Here is a 24,980-nt window from a genome sequence, read left to right as displayed (position 1 = left end):
GGTCACGCCCAATGCTCTGTCCCCCGAGGGTCCGCACGCCCGGCCCTGTCCGTCCTGCTCTCGTCCCCGTCCACGATAGGCGGCTCCTACGACAACGCCGGACGGTCTGTGGATAACCGACCGTCCGGCGCTGCTGTCGCTCATACTGCGGGGGATCCGCGCGGGCTACCGCACGAAGACTCCCGCCTGGCTCGCCAGGTCCAGGAAGTACTGCGGGGCCAGGCCCAGCACCAGGGTGACGACGACGCCGGCCGCGATCGTCGTCATGGTCAGCGGGGACGGGACGGCGACCGTGGGGCCGTCCGCCTTCGGCTCGCTGAAGAACATCAGGACGATCACCCGGATGTAGAAGAACGCCGCGACGGCCGAGGAGAGCACACCGACGACGACCAGTCCGCCCGCACCGCCCTCGGCGGCCGCCTTGAACACCGCGAACTTCCCCGAGAACCCGGAGGTCAGCGGGATGCCGGCGAAGGCCAGCAGGAACACCGCGAAGACCGCCGCGACCAGTGGCGAGCGGCGGCCGAGCCCGGCCCACTTCGACAGATGCGTGGCCTCGCCGCCCGCGTCCCTAACCAGCGTGACGACGGCGAACGCGCCGACCGTCACGAAGGAGTAGGCCAGCAGGTAGAAGAGGACGGAGGAGATGCCCTCCGGGCTGGCCGCGATGACACCCGCGAGGATGAAGCCCGCGTGCGCGATCGAGGAGTAGGCCAGCAGCCGCTTGATGTCGGTCTGGGTGATCGCGACGATCGCACCGCCCAGCATCGTGATGATGGCCACGGACCACATGACCGGCCGCAGGTCCCAGGTGAGGCCCGGCAGCGCCACGTACAGCAGGCGCAGCATCGCGCCGAACGCCGCGACCTTCGTGGCGGCGGCCATGAAGCCGGTCACCGGGGTCGGGGCGCCCTGGTAGACGTCCGGGGTCCACATGTGGAACGGGATCGCGCCGACCTTGAAGAGCAGGCCGACCAGGATCATCGCGCCGCCGATGAGCAGCAGCGCGTCGTTGCCCATGGTGTCGGCGAGGGCCGGGTCGATCTCCAGGACCGAGCCGTCGACGACGTTGGCGATGTCGGCGTACGCGAGGGAGCCCGCGTAGCCGTACAGGAGGGCGATCCCGAAGAGGAAGAACGCCGAGGAGAACGCGCCGAGCAGGAAGTACTTCACGGCGGCTTCCTGCGAGAGCAGCCGCTTGCGGCGGGCCACGGCGCACAGCAGGTAGAGCGGGAGGGAGAAGACCTCCAGCGCGATGAACAGGGTCAGCAGGTCGTTGGCGGCCGGGAAGACCAGCAGCCCCGCCACCGAGAAGAGGAGCAGCGGGAAGACCTCGGTGGTGGCGAAGCCGGCCCGGACCGCGGCCTTCTCGCCCTCACCGCCCGGTACGGCTCCGGCCTGGGCGGCGAAGGAGTCGACCCGGTTGCCGTGGGCGGTGGGGTCCAGCCGGCGTTCGGCGAAGGTGAACACCGCCACCATGGCGACCAGCAGAATGGTGCCCTGGAGGAACAGCGTGGGGCCGTCGATCGCGATGGCGCCCATGGCCGCGATCTGGGCCTTCGTGGTGCCGTAGCCGCCGGCCGCGAGGCCGACGATCGCGGCGAACGAGGCGGCGACCGCCACCACGGTCAGGAAGAGCTGGGCGTGGTAGCGGGCCCGGCGCGGCACGAAGGCCTCCGCCAGGATGCCCAGGACGGCGGCGCCCACGATGATCAGGACCGGCATCAGCTGGGTGTACTCGATCTTCGGCGCCGTGAACGAGGTGCCCGGTGCCGCCGATGTCACCCCGCTCGCCGTCGTCCACAGACTGTGGACAGCTGTTGCGCTCACTTGGCGGCCTCCACCTCGGGCTGGGGGTCCTTCTTCTGTACGTCGGACATGGTGTGCTCGACCGCCGGGTTGACGACCTCGGTGAGCGGCTTCGGGAAGACGCCCAGGAAGATCAGCACGGCGATCAGCGGAAGCGCGACCGCCAGCTCACGGGCCTTGAGGTCCGGCATGGACCGGACCGATTCCTTCACCGGCCCGGTCATCGTGCGCTGGTAGAGGACCAGGACGTAGAGCGCGGCGAGCACGATGCCGGTGGTGGCGATGATGCCGGCCACCGGATACGCGCTGAACGTGCCGACCAGGACCAGGAACTCACTGACGAACGGGGCGAGCCCCGGCAGCGACAAGGTCGCCAGACCGCCGATGAGGAAGGTGCCCGCCAGCACGGGGGCGACCTTCTGGACCCCGCCGTAGTCGGCGATGAGCCGCGATCCGCGCCGGGTGATGAGGAATCCGGCGACCAGCAGCAGCGCGGCCGTGGAGATCCCGTGGTTGACCATGTAGAGCGTGGCGCCCGACTGGCCCTGGCTCGTCATCGCGAAGATGCCCAGGATGATGAAGCCGAAGTGCGAGATCGAGGCGTAGGCGATGAGCCGCTTGATGTCGCGCTGGCCGACCGCGAGCAGCGCCCCGTACACGATGGAGACGAGCGCCAGGGCGATCACCACCGGCGTCGCCCACTTGCTGGCCTCCGGGAAGAGCCCGAGGCAGAAGCGGAGCATCGCGAAGGTGCCGACCTTGTCGACGATCGCGGTGATCAGCACGGCGACCGGGGCGGTCGCCTCACCCATCGCGTTGGGCAGCCAGGTGTGCAGCGGCCACAGCGGGGCCTTGATCGCGAAGGCGAGGAAGAACCCGAGGAACAGCCACCGCTCGGTGCTGGTCGCCATCTCCAGGGAGCCGTTGGCGCGGGCCTCCACGATCTCGGAGAGCGAGAAGGTGCCCGCGACCACGTACAGCCCGATGACGGCGGCCAGCATGATCAGGCCGCCGGCCAGGTTGTAGAGGAGGAACTTGACCGCCGCGTACGAGCGCTGGGTCGCGGCGCTCTCGTCGGTGCCCGCGTGGGCCCGGTCGCCGAAGCCGCCGATGAGGAAGTACATCGGGATGAGCATGGCTTCGAACAGGATGTAGAAGAGGAAGACGTCGGTCGCGACGAACGACAGGATCACCATGGCCTCGACCATGAGGATCAGGGCGAAGAAGCCCTGTGTCGGACGCCAGCGCGAGGACTTCGTCTCCAGAGGGTCGGCGTCGTGCCAGCCGGCCGCGATGACGAACGGGATCAGCAGCGCGGTGAGGCCGAGGAGCGCCACCCCGATGCCGTCCACGCCCAGTTCGTAGCGGACGCCGAAGTCGGCGATCCAGGAACGGGACTCGGTGAGCTGGTAGCGGTCGCCGCCCGGCTCGAAGCGCAGGAAGACGACGGCCGCCAGGACGAGCGTGCCGAGCGAGAAGAGCAGCGCGAGCCATTTGGCCGCGGTGCGCCGTGCGGCGGGGACGGCGGCGGTGGCGATGGCGCCGATCGCCGGGAGCGCCGCCGTCGCGGTCAGGAGGGGAAAGGACATGTGATCAGACCGCCCTCATCAGCAGGGTCGCGGCGATGACGACCGCCGTACCGCCAAACATCGAGACCGCGTAGGTGCGGGCGTAGCCGTTCTGCAGCTTGCGCAGCCGGCCGGAGAGCCCGCCGACCGAGGCGGCCGTGCCGTTGACGACGCCGTCCACCAGGGAGTGGTCCACGTAGACCAGCGACCGGGTGAGGTGCTCGCCGCCGCGGACCAGGACCACGTGGTTGAAGTCGTCCTGGAGGAGATCGCGGCGGGCGGCCCGGGTGAGGACCGAGCCGCGCGGGGCGACCACAGGGACCGGCTTGCGCCCGTACATCGCCCAGGCGATGCCGACGCCGAGGACCAGGGCCACCACGGTGGCTCCGGTGACCGTGGCCGCGCTCAGCGGGGCGTGGCCGTGGTCGTAACCGGTCACCGGCTCCAGCCAGTTGATGAACCGGTCGCCGATCGCGAAGAACCCGCCGGCGAAGACCGAGCCGAAGGCCAGCACGATCATCGGGATCGTCATCGACTTCGGGGACTCGTGCGGATGCGGCTCGTGGCCCTCGGCGTCGGGCTGCCAGCGCTTCTCGCCGAAGAAGGTCATCAGCATCACGCGCGTCATGTAGAACGCGGTGATCGCGGCGCCCAGCAGGGCCACGGAGCCGAGGATCCAGCCCTCGGTGCCGCCCTTGGCGAAGGCCGCCTCGATGATCTTGTCCTTGGAGAAGAAGCCGGACAGACCCGGGAAGCCGATGATGGCCAGATAGCCGAGACCGAAGGTGACGAAGGTGACCGGCATGTACTTCCGCAGGCCGCCGTACTTACGCATGTCGACCTCGTCGTTCATGCCGTGCATGACGGAGCCCGCGCCGAGGAACAGCCCGGCCTTGAAGAAGCCGTGCGTCACCAGGTGCATGATCGCGAAGATGTAGCCGATGGGGCCGAGGCCCGCGGCGAGGATCATGTAGCCGATCTGCGACATCGTGGACCCGGCGAGGGCCTTCTTGATGTCGTCCTTCGCGCAACCGACGATCGCACCGAAGATCAGCGTGACCGCGCCGACGATGACGACGACCAGCTGGGCGTCCGGGGCGGCGTTGAAGATCGCGCCGGAGCGGACGATGAGATAGACACCGGCGGTGACCATGGTCGCGGCGTGGATGAGGGCGGAGACCGGGGTCGGGCCCTCCATCGCGTCGCCGAGCCAGGACTGCAGCGGCACCTGCGCCGACTTGCCGCAGGCGGCCAGCAGCAGCATCAGACCGATGGCCGTCAGCTTGCCCTGGCTCGTCTCGCCCGCCGACTCCAGCACCGGCCCGAAGGCGAAGGTGCCGAAGGTGGTGAACATCAGCATGATGGCGATCGACAGGCCCATGTCGCCGACCCGGTTGACCAGGAAGGCCTTCTTCGCGGCGGTGGCCGCGGTGGGCTTGTGCTGCCAGAAGCCGATGAGCAGGAACGACGCCAGACCGACGCCCTCCCACCCGACGTACAGCAGCAGGTAGTTGTCGGCGATGACCAGGATGAGCATCGCCGCGAGGAACAGGTTGAGATAGCCGAAGAAGCGGCGCCTGCGCTCGTCGTGCTCCATGTAGCCGATGGAGTAGATGTGGATCAGCGTGCCCACACCGGTGATGAGCAGGACGAACGTCATCGACAACTGGTCGAGCTGGAAGGCGATGTCGGCCTGGAAGCCCTCCACCGGAATCCAGCTGAACAGATGCTGGTGCAGGGCCCGGTCCTCGGCGCCCTTCCCCAGCATGTCGGTGAAGAGGATCAGTCCGACGACGAACGAGGCGCCGGCGAGTGCGGTGCCGAGCCAGTGGCCCGTCCGGTCCAGCCGGCGGCCGCCGCAGAGCAGGACCGCCGCTCCGAGCAGGGGCGCCGCGACGAGCAGCGCAATCAGGTTCTCCACGTTTCCGACCCCTTACAGCTTCATCAGGCTGGCGTCGTCGACCGAGGCCGAGTGGCGGGAGCGGAACAACGACACGATGATCGCGAGTCCGACGACGACTTCCGCGGCGGCGACGACCATCGTGAAGAACGCGACGATCTGCCCGTCGAGGTTGCCGTGCATCCGCGAGAACGTGACGAGCGCCAGATTGCAGGCGTTGAGCATCAGCTCGACGCACATGAACAGCACGATCGTGTTCCGCCTGATCAGCACCCCGGAGGCGCCGATCGAGAACAGCAGGGCCGCGAGATAGAGGTAGTTGACCGGGTTCACTGGGCGGCCTCCGAATTCTCCACGTCCTTGCGCCCCAGCCGCTCCCCGGAGCGCTGCTCCAGCGCCTTGAGATCGGCGAGGGACTGCTGCGAGACGTCGCGGATCTGACCGCGTTCGCGCAGGGTCTGCATGACGGTGAGCTCGGACGGCGTGCCGTCGGGGAGCAGACCGGGGATGTCCACCGCGTTGTGCCGGGCGTAGACGCCGGGGGCGGGGAGCGGCGGGAGGTGCTTGCCGCGCACGCGCTCCTCGGACATCTCCCGCTGGGTCTTGGCCCGTTCGGTGCGCTCGCGGTGCGTGAGCACCATCGCCCCGACGGTCGCGGTGATCAGCAGGGCACCGGTGATCTCGAAGGCGAAGACGTACTTGGTGAAGATGAGGTTGGCGATTCCCTCGACGTTGCCGCCGTGCAGGGCGTTGGCCGCGCCGAGCCCGTTGAAGGTGCTCAGCGAGGCGTTGCCGATGCCCGCGATCAGCAGGACGGCGAACCCGAGGGCGCACCCGAGGGCCAGCCAGCGCTGGCCCTTGAGGGTCTCCTTGAGGGAGTCCGCCGCGGTGACGCCGACGAGCATGACGACGAAGAGGAACAGCATCATGATCGCGCCGGTGTAGACGACGATCTGGACGATGCCGAGGAAATACGCGCCGTTGGCGAGGTAGAAGACCGCGAGGATGATCATGGTCCCGGCGAGCGACAGGGCGCTGTGCACGGACTTCTTCATCAGCACCGTGGAGAGCGCGCCGATCACGGCGACGGTGCCCAGGATCCAGAACTGGATGGCCTCGCCGGTCGAGGTGGTGGTGGCCGCGGCCAGGGCGTTCATGCCTCCACCCCCTTGTCCTGCCGGGCGTCGGCGGCCCGGGTGGACTCGATGGGGTCCTCGTCGGGCTTGTCGCTCTCGCCCTTGGACACGGCCGTCTGACGGACCGTACCGGGGGCGGCCTCGGTGACCACGCCCCGGTAGTAGTCCTGTTCGTCCATGCCGGGGAAGATCGCGTGCGGGCTGTCGACCATGCCTTCGTCCAGGCCCGCGAGCAGCTCGTCCTTGGTGTAGATGAGGCTCTCGCGGGTGGTGTTGGCGAGCTCGAACTCATTGGTCATGGTGAGCGCCCGGGTGGGGCACGCCTCGATGCAGAGTCCGCACAGGATGCAGCGCGCGTAGTTGATCTGGTAGACGCGGCCGTAGCGCTCTCCCGGGGAGTAGCGCTCCTCCTCGGTGTTGTCCGCGCCCTCCACGTAGATCGCGTCGGCCGGACACGCCCAGGCGCACAGCTCGCAGCCGACGCACTTCTCCAGGCCGTCCGGGTGGCGGTTGAGCTGGTGGCGGCCGTGGAATCGGGGCGCCGTCACCTTCGGCGTCTCCGGATACTGCTCGGTGAGCCGCTTCTTGAACATGGCCTTGAAGGTCACGCCGAAGCCGGCCACGGGGTTCTGGAACTTGTCGCCCGAGCCCCCCGAGGGCTCGGCGGATCCCGATGAGCCCGTGAGCTCTGGTTTCTCAGACACCGCCGGCCTCCTTTCCGTCACTCGCGCTTTCGTCACTCTGAGTATCCGCCCCGCCACTGACAACGAGCTCCCGGTCCCGTCGTGGCCTGCGCCTGGGCACCGGCGGCAGCGTCTGTCCGGGCAGCGGCGGCACCGGGAACCCGCCCGCCATCGGGTCGAAGGCGGGCTCGGGTCCGGCCGCTTCCTCCTCGGTCCTGCGCCTGCGGTCGCGGTACATGTCGACGACGAAGGAGATCAGCAGGATCGAGATCACGACGGCGGCGACGTACAGCACGATCCGGGAGAAGTCGTAGCCCTCGTTGCGCAGGGCGCGGACGGTGGCGACGAGCATCAGCCAGACCACCGAGACCGGGATGAGGACCTTCCAGCCCAGCTTCATCAACTGGTCGTAGCGCACCCGGGGAAGGGTGCCGCGCAGCCAGATGAAGAAGAAGATCAGCAGCTGGAGCTTCAGGAAGAACCAGAGCATCGGCCACCAGCCGTGGTTCGCGCCCTCCCAGAAGGCGGAGACCGGGTACGGGGCCCGCCAGCCGCCGAGGAACAGCGTCACCGCGATCATCGACACGGTCACCATGTGGATGTACTCGGCGAGCATGAACATCGCGAACTTGATGGAGCTGTACTCGGTGTTGAACCCGCCGACCAGGTCGCCCTCGGACTCCGGCATGTCGAACGGGGCCCGGCTGGCCTCACCGACCATGGTCACCATGTAGATGATGAAGGAGACCGGCAGCAGCATGATGTACCAGCGGTCCGCCTGCGCCTCCACGATCGTCGAGGTGGACATCGAGCCGGAGTAGAGGAAGACCGAGGCGAAGGCGGCGCCCATGGCGATCTCGTACGAGATCATCTGGGCGGACGAACGGATTCCGCCGAGCAGCGGGTACGTCGAGCCCGAGGACCAGCCGCCGAGCACGAAGCCGTACACCCCGACCGCGCCGACGGCGAGGATGTAGAGCGCGGCGATCGGGAGGTCGGTGAGCTGCATCGCGGTGCGCTGCCCGAAGATGGAGACCTCGTTGCCCGCCGGGCCGAAGGGGATCACGGCGATCGCCATGAAGGCCGGGATCGCGGCGAGGATCGGCGCGAGGACGTAGACCGCCTTGTCCGCGCGCTTGACGATCACGTCTTCCTTCAGCATCAGCTTGATGCCGTCGGCGAGCGACTGGAGGAGCCCCCAGGGGCCGTGCCGGTTGGGTCCGATGCGCAGCTGCATCCAGGCGACGACCTTGCGTTCCCACACGATGGAGAACAGCACGATCAGCATCAGGAACGCGAAGCAGAAGACCGCCTTGATGGCGACGAGCCACCAGGGGTCGGTGCCGAACATCGAGAGATCCTCGGCGGCGAGGACGGCGCGCTCGGGCGCCGTCGTGAGTGCGGCGAGGCCAGTCACGCTCGTACCTCCGATGGTTCGACGGGAGCACCCGGTGCGGCGGCGGGGCCGATCCGCACCAGGCCGCCCGGGTTCACGCCGGTGTCGGCGGGGATGCCGCGCCCCACCGAGTTCAGCGGCACCCAGACCACCCGGTCCGGCATGTCGGTGACCGCGAGGGGCAGTTCGACGGTGCCCGCGGGGCCGGTGACGGCGAGCAGGTCGCCGTCCTTGACGCCGGACTCGGCGGCGGTGACCGCCGAGAGCCGGGCGACGGCCGCGTGCCGGGTACCGGCGAGCGCGGTGTCGCCCTCCTGGAGCCGGCCCAGGTCGAGCAGCATCCGGTGGCCCGCGAGGACCGCCTCGCCGTCGCCGGGCCGGGGCAGCGGCCGCGCGCTCTCGCGCGGGTCGTCCGCGTGGCCGCCCTCCCAGCCGCCGAGCCGGTCCAGCTCGCGGCGGGCGGCGGTCAGGTCCGGCAGGGCGAAGTGCACGTCCATGGCGTCGGCCAGCATGTGCAGGACCCGGGAGTCCGTCGGCGCGAGCGTCCGGGACATCTGCTCGGGCTTCAGCGCCGCCTGGAACATCCGGACCCGGCCCTCCCAGTTGAGGAAGGTGCCGGACTTCTCCGCGACGGCGGCGACCGGGAAGACCACGTCCGCGCGGGCGGTGACCGCGCTCGGCCGCAGCTCCAGCGAGACCAGGAAGCCGACCTCGTTCAGCGCCTGGAGGGCACGGTTCGGGTCGGGCAGGTCCTCGACGCCGACCCCGGCGACGAGCAGCGCGCCCAGTTCGCCGGTGGCCGCGGCCTCGACGATCTGGCCGGTGTCGCGGCCGTGACGGGTGGGCAGTTCGGCCACCCGCCACAGCTCCGCGACCTCGTCGCGGGCCCGCGGGTCCGTGGCCGGGCGGCCGCCGGGCAGCAGCGAGGGGAGTGCGCCCGCCTCGACCGCGCCCCGGTCGCCCGCCCGGCGCGGAATCCACACCAGGCGTGCGCCGGTGGCGGTGGCGGTGCGGATCGCGGCGGACAGTGCGCCGGGCACGCCCGCGAGCCGCTCGCCGACGATGATCAGCGCATGCTCACCGCGCAACGCCTCGGCGGCCGCCGCTCCTTCGGCCTCCAGGCCGACGCCGCCCGCGAGCGCGTCCAGCCATTCGGTCTCGGTGCCGGGGGCGGCGGGCAGCAGGGTGCCGCCCGCCTTCACCAGGCCCCGGGTGGCGTGCGAGGCGAGCGCGAAGGTCTTCTGGCCGCTCTTGCGGTGGGCCTTGCGCAGCCGCAGGAAGACGCCGGGCGCCTCCTCCTCGGACTCGAACCCGACGAGCAGGACCGCGGGGGCCTTCTCCAGGGCGGTGTACGTGACACCCTCGCCGTCGAGGTCCCGGCCGCGTCCGGCGACGCGGGCGGCCAGGAAGTCGGCCTCCTCGGCGCTGTGGACGCGGGAGCGGAAGTCGATGTCGTTGGTGTCGAGGGCGACCCGGGCGAACTTGCTGTACGCGTAGGCGTCCTCGACGGTCAGCCGGCCGCCGGTCAGAACACCGGTGCGGCCGCGGGCGGCGAGGAGTCCGGCCGCCGCGGCTTCCAGCGCCTCGGGCCAGCTCGCCGGTTCCAGGACGCCTTCGGCGTTGCGGACCAGCGGGGTGGTGAGCCGGTCGCGCTGCTGGGCGTAACGGAAGCCGAACCGCCCCTTGTCGCAGATCCACTCCTCGTTGACCTCGGGCTCGTTGGCCGCGAGGCGTCGCATGACCTTGCCGCGCCGGTGGTCGGTCCGGGTCGAGCAGCCGCCCGAGCACTGCTCGCACACCGAGGGGGTGGAGACCAGGTCGAAGGGGCGGGAGCGGAATCGGTACGCCGCCGAGGTCAGCGCGCCGACCGGGCAGATCTGGATGGTGTTGCCGGAGAAGTACGACTCGAAGGGGTCGCCCTCGCCGGTGCCGACCTGCTGGAGGGCGCCGCGCTCGATCAGCTCGATCATCGGGTCGCCCGCCACCTGGTTGGAGAACCGGGTACAGCGCGCACAGAGCACGCACCGCTCGCGGTCCAGCAGCACCTGGGTGGAGATCGGGACGGGCTTCTCGAAGGTCCGCTTCTTGCCCTCGAAGCGGGAGTCGGCGCCGCCGTGCGACATCGCCTGGTTCTGCAGCGGGCACTCGCCGCCCTTGTCGCAGACCGGGCAGTCCAGCGGATGGTTGATCAGCAGCAGCTCCATCACGCCCTTCTGCGCCTTCTCGGCGACAGGAGAGGTGATCTGCGACTTGACGACCATGCCGTCGGTGCAGGTGATGGTGCAGGAGGCCATCGGCTTGCGCTGGCCCTCGACCTCGACGATGCACTGGCGGCAGGCGCCCGCGGGGTCGAGGAGCGGGTGGTCGCAGAAGCGCGGGATCTCGATGCCGAGGAGTTCGGCGGCCCGGATGACCAGGGTCCCCTTCGGGACGCTGATCTCGATGCCGTCGATGGTCAGCGTGACCAGGTCCTCGGGCGGAACCGCCGCCTCGCCGCCCCCGGAGGGCGCACTCGTGGTGACTGTCATGCGTTCACCCCCCGGTGAGCGTTCTTGCCGTCGGTGTTCTTGTCGTCGGCCCAGGCCGTGGACCGGGCGGGGTCGAAGGGGCAGCCCTTGCCGGTGATGTGCTGCTCGTACTCCTCGCGGAAGTACTTCAGCGAGGAGAAGATCGGCGAGGCGGCGCCGTCGCCGAGCGCGCAGAACGACTTGCCGTTGATGTTGTCGGCGATGTCGTTGAGCTTGTCGAGGTCGGCCATCTCGCCCTTGCCGGCCTCGATGTCGCGGAGCAGCTGGACCAGCCAGTACGTGCCTTCGCGGCAGGGTGTGCACTTGCCGCAGGACTCGTGGGCGTAGAACTCGGTCCAGCGGGTGACGGCCCGCACGACACAGGTCGTCTCGTCGAAGCACTGGAGCGCCTTGGTGCCGAGCATGGACCCGGCGGCGCCGACGCCCTCGTAGTCGAGGGGGACGTCGAGGTGCTCCTCGGTGAACATCGGGGTGGAGGAGCCGCCCGGGGTCCAGAACTTGAGGCGGTGACCGGCCCGGATGCCGCCGCTCATGTCGAGGAGCTGACGGAGCGTGATGCCGAGCGGGGCCTCGTACTGGCCGGGGCTGGTGACATGGCCGCTGAGCGAGTAGAGCGTGAAGCCCGGGGACTTCTCGCTGCCCATCGACTTGAACCAGTCCTTGCCCTTGTTCAGGATCGCGGGAACCGAGGCGATGGACTCGACGTTGTTCACCACAGTGGGGCAGGCGTACAGACCGGCGACCGCGGGGAAGGGGGGCCGCAGCCGGGGCTGGCCACGCCGTCCTTCGAGAGAGTCGAGCAGCGCGGTTTCCTCACCACAGATGTACGCACCGGCGCCCGCGTGCACCGTGAGTTCCAGATCGAGTCCTGAACCCAGGATGTTCGTCCCCAGATAGCCCGCCTCGTACGCCTCTCGTACGGCCTCGTGCAGTCGTCGCAGCACGGGGACGACCTCACCGCGCAGATAGATGAACGCATGCGAGGAACGGATCGCGTAACAGGCGATCACGATGCCCTCGATGAGGCTGTGCGGGTTCGCGAAGAGGAGCGGGATGTCCTTGCAGGTCCCCGGCTCCGACTCGTCGGCGTTGACCACCAGATAGTGCGGTTTGCCATCGCCCTGCGGGATGAACTGCCACTTCATCCCGGTGGGGAAGCCCGCGCCCCCGCGGCCGCGCAGACCGGAGTCCTTGACGTACGCGATGAGGTCGTCGGGGTCCATGGCCAGCGCTTTGCGCAGCCCTTCGTAGCCCTCGTGGCGGCGGTAGGTGTCCAGCGTCCAGGACTCGGGCTGGTCCCAGAAGGCGGAGAGGACGGGTGCGAGCAGCTTCTCGGGGCTCGTCCCGTTGTGGTCGATCTCGGCGGCCAAGGTCATCACTCCCCCTCCTCGGCTGCGGGCCCGGCCGGGTGCTCCGGGTCGGAGGCCGAGGTCTGCTGCGGTGCGTCGTGCGAGCTGAGGTGCTCGGACGGCGAAGGGTCGTGCGGCTGCGCGTCCTGCGGCTGCCCGGCGCGCGGGGAGACCACGCGCGCCTTCGGGAGCGCCTCGCCCTTGGCGAGCTTCAGCCCGACGAGGGAGGCGGGGCCCGCGCCGCCGGTCGCCTCGACGGCGCCGGGGCGCTCGTCGGGGAAGCCGGCCAGGATGCGGGCGGTGTCCTTGTACGAGCAGATCGGCGCGCCGCGGGTGGGCTCGACGGTCCGGCCGGCGATCAGGTCGTCGACGAGCTGCGTGGCGCTCTCCGGCGTCTGGTTGTCGAAGAACTCCCAGTTGACCATCACGACGGGCGCGAAGTCGCAGGCGGCGTTGCACTCGATGTGTTCGAGGGTGACCTTGCCGTCCTCGGTGGTCTCGTTGTTGCCGACGCCGAGGTGGTCCTTGAGCGTGTCGAAGATGGCGTCGCCGCCCATGACCGCGCACAGGGTGTTGGTGCAGACGCCGACCTGGTAGTCGCCGCTCGGCCTGCGCCGGTACATGGAGTAGAAGGTGGCGACGGCGGTGACCTCGGCGGTGGTGAGGTCGAGCGTCTCGGCGCAGAAGGCGACGCCCGTACGGGAGACGTAGCCCTCCTCGGACTGCACGAGGTGCAGCAGCGGCAGCAGGGCGGAGCGGCTGCCAGGGTAGCGGGCGAGCACCTCCTTCGCGTCCGCGTCGAGCCGGGCGCGCACCTCGGCCGGGTAGGGGGTGGCGGGGAGCTGCGGCATCCCCAGACTGACGTCTTGGCGTGAGGTGGTCACCGGTCGACGCCTCCCATCACGGGGTCGATGGACGCGACGGCGACGATGACGTCGGCGACCTGGCCGCCTTCGCACATCGCCGCCATGGCCTGCAGGTTGGTGAAGGACGGGTCGCGGAAGTGGACCCGGTAGGGGCGGGTGCCGCCGTCGGAGACGACATGGACGCCGAGTTCGCCCTTGGGGGACTCGACGGCGGTGTACGTCTGTCCGGCGGGGACCCGGAACCCCTCGGTCACCAGCTTGAAGTGGTGGATCAGGGCTTCCATGGAGGTGCCCATGATGTTCCTGATGTGGTCGAGCGAGTTGCCGAGACCGTCGGCGCCGAGCGCGAGCTGGGCGGGCCAGGCGATCTTCTTGTCGGCGACCATGACCGGACCGGGCTCCAGCCGGTCGATGCACTGCTCGATGATGCGCAGCGACTGGCGCATCTCCTCCAGCCGGATGAGGAAGCGTCCGTAGGAGTCGCAGGTGTCGGCGGTCGGGACGTCGAAGTCGTAGGTCTCGTAGCCGCAGTACGGGTCGCTCTTGCGCAGGTCGTGCGGGAGTCCGGCGGAGCGGAGCACCGGGCCGGTGGCGCCGAGTGCCATGCAGCCGGTGAGGTCGAGGTAGCCGACGTCCTTCATCCGGGCCTTGAAGATGGGGTTGCCGGTGGCGAGCTTGTCGTACTCCGGCAGGTTCTTCTTCATGGTCTTGATGAACTCGCGCAGCTGGTCGACCGCGCCCGGGGGCAGGTCCTGGGCGAGGCCGCCGGGACGGACGAACGCGTGGTTCATCCGCAGGCCGGTGAAGAGCTCGAAGAGGTCGAGAACCAGTTCACGATCGCGGAAGCCGTAGATCATGATCGTGGTCGCGCCGAGCTCCATGCCGCCGGTGGCGACGCACACCAGGTGCGAGGCGAGCCGGTTGAGCTCCATCAGCAGTACGCGGATGACGGTGGCCCGGTCGGGGATCTGGTCCTCGATGCCGAGGAGCTTCTCGACGCCCAGGCAGTACGCCGTCTCGTTGAAGAACGGCGTCAGGTAGTCCATCCGCGTGACGAAGGTGGTGCCCTGGGTCCAGTTGCGGAATTCGAGGTTCTTCTCGATGCCGGTGTGGAGATAGCCGATGCCGCAGCGGGCCTCGGTGACGGTCTCGCCGTCGATCTCCAGGATGAGGCGGAGCACCCCGTGCGTGGACGGGTGCTGGGGGCCCATGTTGACGATGATGCGCTCGTCGTCGGACTTCACCGCGGATTCGACGACCTCGTCCCAGTCGCCGCCGGTGACTGTATATACAGTCCCCTCGGTCGTGGCGCGAGGTGTTGCGTGGGGAGTGGTCATCAGGAGTACGACCTCCGCTGGTCCGGAGCCGGGATCTGGGCGCCCTTGTACTCGACGGCGATGCCGCCGAGCGGGTAGTCCTTGCGCTGCGGGAAGCCCTGCCAGTCGTCCGGCATCATGATCCGGGTGAGGGCCGGGTGCCCGTCGAAGACGAGCCCGAAGAAGTCGTACGCCTCGCGCTCGTGCCAGTCGTTGGTCGGGTAGATCTCGACGAGCGACGGGATGTGCGGGTCGCTGTCCGGGGCGGACACCTCCAGCCGGATCAGCCGGCCGTGGGTGAGCGAGCGCAGGTGGTAGACGGCGTGCAGCTCGCGGCCCTTGTCGCCCGGGAAGTGGACGCCGCTCACGCCCGTACAGAGCTCGAAGCGCAGGGCGGGGTCGTCGCGCAGGGTGCGGGCGACCTGGACGAGGTGCTCGCGGGCGATGTGGAAGGTCAGCTCGTCGCGGTCGACGACCGTCCGCTCGATGGCGTTCTCGGGCAGCAGGTCCTGTTCCTCCAGGGCCCCTTCGAGCTCGTCGGCCACCTCGTCGAACCAGCCGCCGTACGGCCGGGAGGAGGCTCCCGGCAGGGTGACGGTGCGGACGAGGCCGCCGTAGCCGGAGGTGTCGCCGCCGTTGTTGGCGCCGAACATGCCCTTGCGGACGCGGATGACCTCGCCGCCGGTGTCGCGCGGGGCGGGTACGGCGTTGCCGTTCTGTCCCTCGCCGTGGGTGTGGTCGCTCACCGCAGCAGCCCCTTCATCTCGATCAGGGGCAGTGCCTTGAGGGCCGCTTCCTCGGCCTCGCGGGCGGCTTCCTCCGCGTTGACCCCGAGCTTGCCGTCCTGGATCTTCTGGTGGAGCTTGAGGATGGCGTCCAGCAGCATCTCGGGACGGGGCGGACAACCCGGCAAATAGATATCGACCGGGACAATGTGATCAACACCCTGCACAATGGCGTAATTGTTGAACATTCCACCCGATGACGCGCAAACCCCCATGGAAATGACCCACTTGGGATTCGGCATCTGGTCATAGACCTGGCGCAGGACGGGTGCCATCTTCTGGCTCACCCGCCCCGCGACGATCATCAGGTCCGCCTGTCGCGGCGACCCGCGGAAGACCTCCATCCCGAACCGGGCGAGGTCGTAGCGGCCGGCGCCGGTCGTCATCATCTCGATGGCGCAGCAGGCCAGTCCGAACGTGGCCGGGAAGACGGAGGACTTCCGCACCCAGCCCGCGGCCTGCTCGACCGTGGTCAGAACGAAGCCGCTCGGCAGTTTCTCTTCGAGTCCCATGGTGTGCCCCTCAGCCCCTCAGTCCCATTCCAGGCCGCCGCGACGCCATACATACGCATAGGCGACGAAGACGGTGAGCACGAAGAGCAGCATCTCCACGAGCCCGAAGATCCCCAGGGCGTCGAAGGAGACCGCCCAGGGATAGAGGAAGACGATCTCGATGTCGAAGACGATGAAAAGCATCGCCGTCAGGTAGTACTTGATGGGAAAGCGGCCGCCACCGGCCGGAGTCGGGGTGGGTTCGATACCGCACTCGTACGCTTCGAGCTTTGCCCGGTTGTAGCGCTTGGGGCCGATAAGCGTGGCCATGACCACGGAGAAGATCGCAAACCCTGCCCCGAGGGCGCCGAGCACGAGGATGGGCGCGTAGGCATTCACGCTCCTCGCTCCTTCCAGTCGTCCTTGACCTTTGGACCGCATCGGGCGACCGGCTCGCCACCTCACCAAGATCGTGCACATGTGAGGCAGTTCACAAGCCCGACTGCCCCGCATCCTATGCCTGGTCCCCTGTGATCTGCGACACGGGGTACGACAACGGCTTTGTGATCTCCACCACCTGACGAAGGATCATGAAGTCGTATGAGCGGTGATCTTCGTACGCGAAGCGGCCGAGTGATCACGAGACGTGACATTCGATGGTGTTACCGCTGGTCAAAGGCGCGCGGCGCTATCAATCGACGGCCTGTACAAGCAAATTGGCGGTGGACGGCCCGGAGGTGATAAGAGCGCTGTCCGATCCCGATGCTCACCCGGACGAGGGGCGGTCGGGACCGAAGGGGACATGTGCCCGCATTCACGAACTTCCGGATCGGGCACCCGACGACGCCGGCACGACGGATTCGACGACGCCCCGCGCTCCGGTTCCGGCCATGTGCCGCACCCCGGTTCCGGCCACGGGCGCCCACGCGGGTCGCGGGCGCGAGGGTTGCCCGTCGCGATGGACCCACACTGTGACCTGCGCCACTCGACCCCGCGCCCCGGGAAACCGGGCTTGGCCATCGGTGTGAACGGATGGTAAGCGACGGGCAATTCGGGCGTATTACCGAAAGGCAGTGATCACGGGCCTGATCACGGCCGCCCGATTTGCCCGTTACGGCGTCAATAAAGGCGCTCAGAAAGCGGATTCACAGATTCCGAACGTAACTGTGTCGCAACACACGTTTCTTGATGGGACCCCTACAGCCCTGATAGCGCTAGTACTCATGTCCCACACCGCTCACATACCCAGCCACCGGAAGCCCCGCCAGCGCGCCTCGAAGTCGGCACTGCGAGCCGGAGTTGCCGGTGGCGTCCTCAGCACCATCGCGGTCGCGGGTGCCGCCGGTCCGGCCCAGGCCGAGCCGGTGACCCAGACGATCGAGATGCCCACCATCACGTCCGGCTTCTCCACCGCTGTGGCCGCCTCCGCTCAGGCCACCCAGCAGGTCGCCCTCGACCTGGAGACCCAGGCCGACGAGGACGCCGCGGCCGAGAAGGCCGCGAAGACGGCCAAGAAGGCCCACGCCGAGGCCGTCCGCAAGGCCGAGGCCAAGAAGAAGGCCGAAGCCGCCGCCAAGGCCAGGGCCGAGGCGGAGGCCAAGGAGCGCGCCGAGCGCGCCTCCCGGACCGCCGAGCGCACGACGCTCAGCGCCTCCTCCGGCTCCTCGGACTCCACGGGCAGCTCCGCCTCCGCCCCGTCCTCCTCCTCGAACGTGAGCGGTTCCGCCGCCTCCATCGTGGCGTTCGCCAAGGCCCAGGTCGGCGACGCGTACGTCTCCGGCGGCACCGGCCCCAACGCGTGGGACTGCTCCGGCCTGGTCCAGGCCGCCTACCGCACGGCGGGCATCGACCTGCCGCGCGTCTCGCAGTCCCAGTCGACCGCCGGCACCCAGGTCTCCCTGGACAACCTCCAGCCCGGCGACATCCTGTACTGGGGCGGCGCGGGCAGCGCGTACCACGTCGCGATCTACGTCGGCGGCGGCGAGTTCGTCGGTGCGCAGAACTCCAGCACCGGCACGGTGCAGCGCTCCCTGGACTACGACCGGCCGACCGGCGCGGTCCGCGTTCTCTGATTCACAAGCGCCCGTCGGCGCTTCGGTGCACGGCTGAGGGCCGCCGCTCCCCCGCTCGGGGGCGGCGGCCCTTCGCCGTCGTCGCGGCGACGAGCAGCGCCAGGACCATCAGCAGGGCGCTCACCCGGACCGGCGACCGGTAGCCGAACCCGGCGTCCAGGGCCAGTCCGCCCGCCCACGGACCCACCGTCGCCCCCAGGTTGAACGCCGTCGTCGAGAAGGCGCCGGCCAGCGTCGGGGCCCCGGGGGCGAGGCCCAGCACCCGGGTGATCAGGGCGGTGCCCGTACCGAAGGCGAGCATGCCGAGGAGCGGGATCAGGGCCAGGGCGAGCACCGGGCTGCCCGCCGCCGGGGCGAGCGCCGCCCAGCCGGCGGTGAGGGCCGTCATGCCGGTGGCGGCGACGGCGACCGGACGGGCGTCGGCGAACCGGCCCGCCACCGCGACCCCGGCGAACGAGCCCGCCCCGAAGAGCGCCAGGGCCACCGGCACCCACCCCGCGCCCAGTCCCGTCACCCGGGTCAGCAGCGGCTCCAGGTAGGAGAACGTGCAGAAGGTCGCCCCCTGCACCAGGGCCATCATGAGCAGGGTCGGCCGCAGCAGGGGGCCGGTCAGCGCGCGCAGTTCGTCCCGTACGGGTACGGGAGCGGCCGCCACGCCCGTACCCCGGCCGCCCGGGATGCAGCGCAGGACGGCGAGGACGGCGGGCAGCGAGACGATCGCGACCGCCCAGAAGGCCGACCGCCACCCCCAGTGCTCCCCCAGCACCGCCCCGGCCGGTACGCCCACCACGCAGGCGACGGTCACACCGCCGACCACCACGGCGGTGGCGCGGCCCTTCAGCCGGTCGGGGACCAGCGCGACGGCCGTCGTCAGGGCCACCGCCCAGAAGCCCGCGTTGGCGAGGGCTCCGACGAACCGGGTCGCGAGGAGCACGCCGTAGTGCGGGGTGAGTGCGCCGATCACATGGACGGCGACGAACACGGCGAGGAAGAGGAGCAGGGCGCGGCGGCGCGGCCAGGTGCGGCTGGTGAGCGCCATCAGGGGTGCGCCGACGACCATCCCGACGGCGAAGGCGGAGGTGAGGAGGCCGGCGGCGGAGAGGGAGACGCCGAGGTCGGCGGCGATGCCCGAGAGAAGCCCGGACAGCATGAATTCGGAGGTGCCCTGGGCGAAGACCGCGAGCCCGAGGACGTAGACGGCGAATGGCATGGGTGAGTAGCCCCTTGGACGGAACCGTCGGATGGACAGACAGACCGGTGTGCGGGGATGAGGGCCGCGCGGACGGCCCCCGCCGGAGATCCGGCGGCGGCATGGCGCGAAGAAGTGCCCGGCGTCGATCGGCCGGTGGCACGAACCGCGTACGGCGGTGGTTCGGCACGTACGCGGAAGAGAACGGCCCGTGCCCGCGGTGATCCGGCGGGGCGTGGAACCGTGATGGAGGGACCGGCGACCCGAGGGGTCAGTCGGTGGAGCTCAGCACGGACACGGCCACCGGCGCACCGGTGGCCGGAGTCTGTCGGACTCGGGGCAGGTCATGGGACGGGAGGCTGCCGGATCAGCGGCGGCGCGGGCGGCGGTTCGGCCGCTCCGGCTCCTTGGCCGAGGTGGTGGGCGCGGGAAGCGCTTCGTACGCGGCGTCGAAGTCCTCGTCGTCGTCCGGCGTGGTCAGGTCCACGGCGAAGCGGGGCTCCAGGAAGAGGTCCTGGTGCTGGGGCAGCGAGGCGGTGGTCATGGCTGTCAGTCCTTGGGGTCGAGCAGCGCTGTAGCGGCTTGTTCCGTGCCCCGCCGGCCTGCGTTCGATGGTTTCGATATGAGAGTGCGTCAAAGAGAGTGGCACGCACCGCGTGCCGCCACGGTGGGCGGGGGCGGGCGGGCGCCGCCCGGTCCGGACTGCCGACGACCGGGGGCGCGCAAATCATCGCACACGATCACCCGGGGGGCCGAGGATTAAAGCCTGTGGTCCGGATCAGAGGACGACACGGAAGTGGGTGGTCAGCCTCCGGTCCTCGCCCAGGACGTGGAAGGCCAGCCCCGGGGGCTGGTCCCGGTCCGCCGGCCGGTCGCCCTCCCAGGGCATGCGCAGGGTCCAGGTGACGGCGGGGCCGACGATCAGGGGGCGGCCGCCGAAGACCGATGCGGCGGCCGTGTGGGCGTGTCCGGTGAGGACGGCGACGACCCGCGGATGGGCGGTGAGCAGGGCGGCGAGCCGCTCGGGCTCCTGGAGCATCCCGGCGTCCGGCAGCGGGTGGTGGAGTGCGACGGGAGGCTGGTGGAAGGCGATCAGCGCCGGAACGCCGTCGGGCAGCCCGGTGAGCGTGGCGTCGATCCAGGCGAGCGTCCCGGCGTCGAGGCGGCCCTCGTCCCGGCCCGGGATCGTGGAGTCGCACATCAGGACGGCGGTTCCGGCGATGTGGTGGACCCGGTTGACGGGCGCGGTGTCCGGGGCCTCCCCGAGGAAGGCCTTGCGGTAGGCGGGGCGGGCGTCGTGGTTGCCGGGGCAGGCGAGCACGGGGAACGGCGCGTCCAGCAGCCGTACGGCCTCCTCGTACTCGGCCTCGGTCGCGTGGTCGGCGATGTCCCCGGTGACCAGCAGCGCGTCGACCGGCCGGGGCAGCGCCCGCAGATGGTCCATGACGCGGACGGCCCGCCGCGTAGCGCGTTCGCTGCCGTCCAGGTGCAGATCGCTGATCTGAGCGAGCAACATGAGCAGCCCCTCCCCCTCTAACGCTCATTCCCATTTCTTCCATTAGGACTCTAGGGTGGGGAGCGCAGACGTTCAAGAGGCGACAGACGTTCAAGAGGCGTGAGAGGAGCGGCCGGTGAGCGAGCGGCCCGTGATGGAACTGGCGGGCACCATCCGCCACGACGGGGACGGCGGCGTCCTCGACGACCTCGGCACGCTCGAAGGGGCGGCCCGGTGGATCCGGCGGCAGACCGGGCCGCTGGGCGGCCTCGCCCCGGCCGGAGAGCCCCTCGGCGCCGAGGAGCCCGTACACGCCCCGGAGTTCGCCGTCGACGAGGAGTTCAGGGACGCGGTCATCGGTGTACGGCGGGCCGTACGGGCCCTGTTCGCGCGGGTGGTCAGCCCGGCCCCGCCCAGCCCGGCCGACGCCCACCGTCTGATGCCCGCCGACGAGGCCCTGGCCCTCCTCAACGCGGCCGCCGCCCGGGAGCCCGTGGCCCCGCAACTGCGCTGGCCCACCGAAGGCCCGCCCACGGCCGGGCTGCTGTCGGCCGAGGCCGATCCACGCGTACGGCTGGTCGCGGCGCTGGCACGCGACGCCGTCGACTTCCTGAGCGGGCCGGAGCGCGAGCGGCTACGGGCCTGCCACGCGCCGCGCTGCGTACGGTATTTCGTCAGGAGCCACGGCCGGCAGGAGTGGTGCAAGCCGTCCTGCGGCAACCGGGCGAGGGTGGCCCGCCACTACGAACGCACCCGCGCGGCGGACCCCTCGTAAAACGTCCCGAGCGGCCTCAAGCCTTCGGGGCCACCTTCGACAGGCCGTTGATGATGCGGTCCATCGCGTCGCCGCCCTGCGGGTCGGTCAGGTTGGCCAGCATCTTCAGGGTGAACTTCATCAGCAGCGGGTGGGTCAGACCGCGCTGGGTGGCGAGCTTCATGATCTTGGGGTTGCCGATCAGCTTCACGAAGGCGCGGCCCATCGTGTAGTAGCCGCCGTAGGTCTCCTTGAGCACCTTCGGGTAGTTGTTCAGGGCCAGTTCACGCTGGGCGGGGGTGGCGCGGGCGTGGGCCTGGACGATGACGTCGGCGGCGATCTGGCCCGACTCCATGGCGTACGCGATGCCTTCGCCGTTGAACGGGTTGACCATGCCGCCCGCGTCGCCGACGAGCAGAAGGCCCTTGGTGTAGTGCGGCTGGCGGTTGAAGGCCATCGGGAGGGCGGCGCCGCGGATCGGCATCGTCATGTTCTCCGGGGTGTAGCCCCAGTCCTCCGGCATCGAGGCGCACCAGGCCTTGAGGACCTCGCGCCAGTCCAGCTCCTTGAAGGCGGAGGAGGAGTTGAGGATGCCGAGGCCCACGTTGGAGGTGCCGTCGCCCATGCCGAAGATCCAGCCGTAGCCGGGCAGCAGCCGGTCCTCGGCGCCGCGTTTGTCCCACAGCTCCAGCCAGGACTCCAGGTAGTCGTCGTCGTGGCGGGGCGAGGTGAAGTACGTACGGACGGCGACGCCCATCGGGCGGTCCTCGCGGCGGTGCAGGCCCATCGCCAGCGAGAGCCGGGTGGAGTTGCCGTCGGCGGCGACCACGAGCGGGGCGTGGAAGGTGACCGGGGTCTTCTCCTCGCCGATCCTCGCCTCGACGCCGGTGATCCGGCCGGTGCGCTCGTCGCGGATGGGCGCGCCCACGTTGCAGCGCTCGTACAGCCGGGCGCCGGCCTTCTGCGCCTGGCGGGCCAGCTGCTCGTCGAAGTCGTCGCGCTTGCGGACCAGTCCGTAGTCCGGGTAGGAGGCGAGGTCCGGCCAGTCCAGCTGGAGCCGGACGCCGCCGCCGATGATGCGCAGGCCCTTGTTGCGCAGCCAGCCCGCCTCCTCGGAGATGTCGATCCCCATGGCGACGAGCTGTTTCGTGGCGCGGGGCGTGAGCCCGTCGCCGCAGACCTTCTCGCGGGGGAAGGCGGTCTTCTCCAGGAGCAGGACGTCCAGTCCGGCCTTGGCGAGGTAGTACGCGGTCGTGGAGCCGGCAGGGCCCGCTCCGACGACGATGACATCCGCGCTGTGCTCGGAGAGGGGCTCGGTCACGGTCGGATCTCCCGAAGACTCGAATTCGCGTGCCGCGCGGCACATGTCCCGTGCAGTCTATGGGGGCCTGCGAACCAACCCTCCGAAGGGCTCCCTCATGTCGATCGCGCCTGCCACGCCCCATGCTTCGGCCCCCGCCGTACGCCTCCGTGTTCCGACCGACGAGGACGCCCTGACCTGGCACCGGGTCTTCGACGACCCCGAGGTGATGGAGTTCTTCGGGGGCCGGCGGGCGGATTTCTCCGTGTACGAGGAGCTCACCGCGCGCCAGCGCCGGCACGACGCGGAGCTCGGCTACTGCCTGTGGACCGTCCTGGACGAGAAGGACGCCGTGCTCGGCTTCACCGGGGCACAGCCGTGGCCGCACACGCATTACGGGCCGGTCGGCGCGACCGAGATCGGCTGGCGGCTGGGGCGTGCGGCGTGGGGCCGCGGATACGCCTCCGCCGCCGCCCGCATCACGCTGGAGCGGCTGCGGGCGGCGGAGGTCGGCGAGGTGGTCGCGATGGTGCACTCGCGCAACGCCCGGTCCATGGCGGTGGCGGAGCGCCTCGGGATGCGGCGCGCGGAGTCGTACGACACCCCGCGCGGCCAGGAGGCGGTCTGCTTCCGGCTGGAGCTGTGAGAACCCGCGGGTGACTCAGGCGCGGGTGCCCCGGTGCAGGGCCACCACGCCGCCGGTCAGGTTGCGCCAGGCGACGTTCGACCAGCCCGCCTTCTGGAGCAGTGCGGCGAGGGCGGGCTGGTCGGGCCAGTCGCGGATGGACTCGGCGAGGTAGACGTACGCGTCCGGGTTGGAGGACACCGCGCGGGCGGCCGGCGGGATCGCCCGCATCAGGTACTCCGTGTAGACCGTGCGGAACGGGGTCCAGGTCGGCTGGGAGAACTCGCAGATCACGACCCGGCCGCCGGGCTTCGTCACCCGGTACAGCTCGCGCAGCGCGACATCGGTGTCCTGGATGTTGCGCAGTCCGAAGGAGATCGTCACGGTGTCGAACGTCTCGTCCTTGAACGGCAGCCGCATACCGTCGCCCGCCGTGAACGGCATCCACGGGTGGCGCTCCTTGCCGACCTTGAGCATGCCCAGCGAGAAGTCGCACGGCACGACATAGGCGCCCGCCTTCACGAAGGGCTGCGAGGAGGTCGCGGTGCCCGCCGCCAGGTCGAGGATCTTCTGCGCGGGGCGGGCGTCGACCGCCGCCGCGACCGCCTTGCGCCACAGCCGGGCCTGGCCGAGCGAGATCACGTCGTTGGTCAGGTCGTAGTTGGCCGCCACACCGTCGAACATCGAGGCGACTTCGTGCGGCTGCTTTTCCAGGGAGGCTCGGGTCACCCTTCCATTCAAGCAGCCGCACCACCGGGATCAGTGAGGGCGGTCGCCCGCGATGGCCACGCGCTCCGCGACCCGGCGGTGCGGGGCGTAGTCGTTGACCGCGTAGTGCTGGGTGGCCCGGTTGTCCCAGAACGCGACGTCGCCCGCGCGCCAGGAGAACCGCACCTGGAACTCCGGGGCGTGCGCCTGCTGGAACAGCAGCCGCAGCAGCCGGTCGCTCTCCTCCTGCGCGAAACCGACGATCCGGGTGGTGAACGAGGCGTTGACGAAGATCGTGCGGCGGCCGGTGACCGGGTGGCGGCGCACCACCGGGTGCTCGACCGGCGGGAACTCCTCCTGGTGCGCCGCCAGCCGCTCCGGCGGATAGAAGCGCGCGAAGCCGGGGATGAAGTCGTGCACCGCCCGCGCCCCCTCGATGCGCTCCTTCACCTCCGGGGCGAGGTTGTCGTACGCGGCGGCCATGTCCGCCCACAGCGTGTCGCCGCCCACCGGCGGCACCTCACGGAGCTGGAGGACCGCGCCGAGGGCGGGGCGCTCGCGGAAGGTGACGTCGGTGTGCCAGACGTTCTCGAAGGTGGGCACGGTGGCACGGTCGAGGCGGGCGACCTCGGGGTCGTCGCCGGTGGCGAGCAGCGGGTTGGTCTCCAGCTCGCCCCAGAGCCCGGCGAACGCCCGCTGCTGGAGCGAGGTGAGGTGCTGGCCGCGGAAGAACAGCACCTTCCACTCCAGCAGCGCCCGGTCCAGCTCGGCGCGCACGGCCGCCTCCAGCGGGCGGGAGAGGTCGACACCGTGGATCTCCGCGCCGATGACCCGGCCGAGCGGGACCAGCCGGAAGCGCTCGTACGGGCGGTCGGTCCAGCCCTCCGGGACCCGGCGCAGCTCGCGCGGCCCCTCGTAGAGACCGTCGGCGGGGATGCGGGCCTCGCGCAGGACGGGCGTCGTCGCGGTGGTCATGATCCTTCTCCTCTCGTTGGACGGGGCATGCCGTT

General features: G+C 70.2%; 23 protein-coding genes. 3 read left to right on the top strand and 20 right to left on the bottom strand.

All coding sequences use genetic code 11. The features are described 5' to 3' along the window. Nucleotides 1–165 precede the first annotated feature (165 nt). From nuoN to ACSMXR_RS22065, 14 genes are read right to left on the bottom strand one after another with little or no spacing between them, the layout of a single operon-like run. The gene (gene nuoN / locus ACSMXR_RS22130; protein ID WP_473169754.1) at nucleotides 166–1,830 is read right to left on the bottom strand and encodes an NADH-quinone oxidoreductase subunit NuoN; all 1,665 of its coding nucleotides are present in this window, start codon (nucleotides 1,828–1,830) and stop codon (nucleotides 166–168) included. Then, nucleotides 1,827–3,398: an NADH-quinone oxidoreductase subunit M gene (locus tag ACSMXR_RS22125; RefSeq protein ID WP_030628487.1), complete on the bottom strand. Its 1,572-nt coding sequence runs from the start codon at nucleotides 3,396–3,398 to the stop codon at nucleotides 1,827–1,829. The genes nuoN and ACSMXR_RS22125 overlap by 4 nt, the downstream gene beginning before the upstream one ends. Before the next feature lie 4 nt (nucleotides 3,399–3,402). After that, a complete protein-coding gene (nuoL, locus tag ACSMXR_RS22120) occupies nucleotides 3,403–5,298 on the bottom strand; it encodes an NADH-quinone oxidoreductase subunit L (protein ID WP_137232535.1) in 1,896 nt (631 codons plus the stop codon). Between the two features lie 12 nt (nucleotides 5,299–5,310). Beyond that, nucleotides 5,311–5,610 carry an NADH-quinone oxidoreductase subunit NuoK gene (gene nuoK / locus ACSMXR_RS22115; RefSeq protein ID WP_473169753.1) on the bottom strand — a complete coding sequence of 100 codons (300 nt, stop codon included), beginning with the start codon at nucleotides 5,608–5,610 and terminating at the stop codon, nucleotides 5,311–5,313. After that, a complete protein-coding gene (locus tag ACSMXR_RS22110; protein WP_364888421.1) occupies nucleotides 5,607–6,434 on the bottom strand; it encodes an NADH-quinone oxidoreductase subunit J in 828 nt (275 codons plus the stop codon). The genes nuoK and ACSMXR_RS22110 overlap by 4 nt, the downstream gene beginning before the upstream one ends. Continuing rightward, a complete protein-coding gene (gene nuoI, locus ACSMXR_RS22105; protein ID WP_137232537.1) occupies nucleotides 6,431–7,117 on the bottom strand; it encodes an NADH-quinone oxidoreductase subunit NuoI in 687 nt (228 codons plus the stop codon). The genes ACSMXR_RS22110 and nuoI overlap by 4 nt, the downstream gene beginning before the upstream one ends. Continuing rightward, on the bottom strand, nucleotides 7,110–8,513 hold the full coding sequence (gene nuoH / locus ACSMXR_RS22100; protein WP_137232538.1) for an NADH-quinone oxidoreductase subunit NuoH: 1,404 nt from the start codon (nucleotides 8,511–8,513) through the stop codon (nucleotides 7,110–7,112). Before nuoH ends, nuoI begins: the two co-directional genes overlap by 8 nt. After that, nucleotides 8,510–11,020 carry an NADH-quinone oxidoreductase subunit G gene (locus tag ACSMXR_RS22095; protein WP_473169752.1) on the bottom strand — a complete coding sequence of 837 codons (2,511 nt, stop codon included), beginning with the start codon at nucleotides 11,018–11,020 and terminating at the stop codon, nucleotides 8,510–8,512. The genes nuoH and ACSMXR_RS22095 overlap by 4 nt, the downstream gene beginning before the upstream one ends. Continuing rightward, the gene (gene nuoF, locus ACSMXR_RS22090) at nucleotides 11,017–12,399 is read right to left on the bottom strand and encodes an NADH-quinone oxidoreductase subunit NuoF (protein ID WP_170994551.1); all 1,383 of its coding nucleotides are present in this window, start codon (nucleotides 12,397–12,399) and stop codon (nucleotides 11,017–11,019) included. The genes ACSMXR_RS22095 and nuoF overlap by 4 nt, the downstream gene beginning before the upstream one ends. After that, nucleotides 12,396–13,220, bottom strand: a complete 825-nt coding sequence (gene nuoE / locus ACSMXR_RS22085) for an NADH-quinone oxidoreductase subunit NuoE (RefSeq protein WP_030083422.1) — start codon at nucleotides 13,218–13,220, stop codon at nucleotides 12,396–12,398. The genes nuoF and nuoE overlap by 4 nt, the downstream gene beginning before the upstream one ends. Before the next feature lie 29 nt (nucleotides 13,221–13,249). After that, a complete protein-coding gene (locus tag ACSMXR_RS22080; RefSeq protein ID WP_473169751.1) occupies nucleotides 13,250–14,572 on the bottom strand; it encodes an NADH-quinone oxidoreductase subunit D in 1,323 nt (440 codons plus the stop codon). Continuing rightward, complete coding sequence (locus ACSMXR_RS22075) at nucleotides 14,572–15,297, bottom strand: NADH-quinone oxidoreductase subunit C (RefSeq protein WP_218525126.1); 726 nt, start codon at nucleotides 15,295–15,297, stop codon at nucleotides 14,572–14,574. The genes ACSMXR_RS22080 and ACSMXR_RS22075 overlap by 1 nt, the downstream gene beginning before the upstream one ends. Continuing rightward, on the bottom strand, nucleotides 15,294–15,848 hold the full coding sequence (locus tag ACSMXR_RS22070; protein WP_018490715.1) for a NuoB/complex I 20 kDa subunit family protein: 555 nt from the start codon (nucleotides 15,846–15,848) through the stop codon (nucleotides 15,294–15,296). The genes ACSMXR_RS22075 and ACSMXR_RS22070 overlap by 4 nt, the downstream gene beginning before the upstream one ends. Before the next feature lie 18 nt (nucleotides 15,849–15,866). After that, nucleotides 15,867–16,226, bottom strand: a complete 360-nt coding sequence (locus tag ACSMXR_RS22065; protein ID WP_003967084.1) for an NADH-quinone oxidoreductase subunit A — start codon at nucleotides 16,224–16,226, stop codon at nucleotides 15,867–15,869. A gap of 824 nt (nucleotides 16,227–17,050) precedes the next feature. Here ACSMXR_RS22065 and ACSMXR_RS22060 point away from each other — a divergent pair. Beyond that, nucleotides 17,051–17,899, top strand: coding sequence for a C40 family peptidase (locus tag ACSMXR_RS22060; RefSeq protein WP_137232542.1), 849 nt, complete (start codon nucleotides 17,051–17,053; stop codon nucleotides 17,897–17,899). 1 nt (nucleotide 17,900) lies between these two features. Here the strand turns inward: ACSMXR_RS22060 and ACSMXR_RS22055 are convergent, their stop codons facing one another. From ACSMXR_RS22055 to ACSMXR_RS22045, 3 genes are all read right to left on the bottom strand, one after another. Then, on the bottom strand, nucleotides 17,901–19,109 hold the full coding sequence (locus tag ACSMXR_RS22055; protein WP_473169750.1) for a Cmx/CmrA family chloramphenicol efflux MFS transporter: 1,209 nt from the start codon (nucleotides 19,107–19,109) through the stop codon (nucleotides 17,901–17,903). A 346-nt stretch (nucleotides 19,110–19,455) separates the two neighbouring features. Continuing rightward, a complete protein-coding gene (locus ACSMXR_RS22050; protein WP_170994552.1) occupies nucleotides 19,456–19,632 on the bottom strand; it encodes a hypothetical protein in 177 nt (58 codons plus the stop codon). A 234-nt stretch (nucleotides 19,633–19,866) separates the two neighbouring features. Continuing rightward, complete coding sequence (locus tag ACSMXR_RS22045) at nucleotides 19,867–20,604, bottom strand: metallophosphoesterase (RefSeq protein WP_364888434.1); 738 nt, start codon at nucleotides 20,602–20,604, stop codon at nucleotides 19,867–19,869. A 133-nt stretch (nucleotides 20,605–20,737) separates the two neighbouring features. Between ACSMXR_RS22045 and ACSMXR_RS22040 the strand changes: the two genes are divergently transcribed. Continuing rightward, nucleotides 20,738–21,358, top strand: a complete 621-nt coding sequence (locus ACSMXR_RS22040; RefSeq protein ID WP_473172428.1) for a CGNR zinc finger domain-containing protein — start codon at nucleotides 20,738–20,740, stop codon at nucleotides 21,356–21,358. A gap of 16 nt (nucleotides 21,359–21,374) precedes the next feature. On the opposite strand, the gene ACSMXR_RS22035 is transcribed toward ACSMXR_RS22040, so the two are convergent. Continuing rightward, nucleotides 21,375–22,658 carry a geranylgeranyl reductase family protein gene (locus ACSMXR_RS22035; RefSeq protein ID WP_030083410.1) on the bottom strand — a complete coding sequence of 428 codons (1,284 nt, stop codon included), beginning with the start codon at nucleotides 22,656–22,658 and terminating at the stop codon, nucleotides 21,375–21,377. A gap of 97 nt (nucleotides 22,659–22,755) precedes the next feature. Here ACSMXR_RS22035 and ACSMXR_RS22030 point away from each other — a divergent pair, with 97 nt between their 5' ends. Further along, the gene (locus ACSMXR_RS22030) at nucleotides 22,756–23,283 is read left to right on the top strand and encodes a GNAT family N-acetyltransferase (RefSeq protein WP_376185656.1); all 528 of its coding nucleotides are present in this window, start codon (nucleotides 22,756–22,758) and stop codon (nucleotides 23,281–23,283) included. A 15-nt stretch (nucleotides 23,284–23,298) separates the two neighbouring features. On the opposite strand, the gene ACSMXR_RS22025 is transcribed toward ACSMXR_RS22030, so the two are convergent. Both ACSMXR_RS22025 and ACSMXR_RS22020 read right to left on the bottom strand, forming a co-directional pair. Then, nucleotides 23,299–23,991 (bottom strand): demethylmenaquinone methyltransferase, encoded by a 693-nt coding sequence (locus tag ACSMXR_RS22025; protein ID WP_473169749.1) that lies wholly within the window; start codon nucleotides 23,989–23,991, stop codon nucleotides 23,299–23,301. A 30-nt stretch (nucleotides 23,992–24,021) separates the two neighbouring features. Next, a complete protein-coding gene (locus ACSMXR_RS22020) occupies nucleotides 24,022–24,945 on the bottom strand; it encodes a TauD/TfdA dioxygenase family protein (protein ID WP_364888436.1) in 924 nt (307 codons plus the stop codon). Nucleotides 24,946–24,980 lie beyond the last annotated feature (35 nt).

It is taken from the genome of Streptomyces sp. DSM 106670 (genome assembly GCF_055792845.1).
The sequence above is the reverse complement of the archived record's forward strand: the minus strand, read 5'-3'. Positions and strand labels throughout refer to the sequence as shown.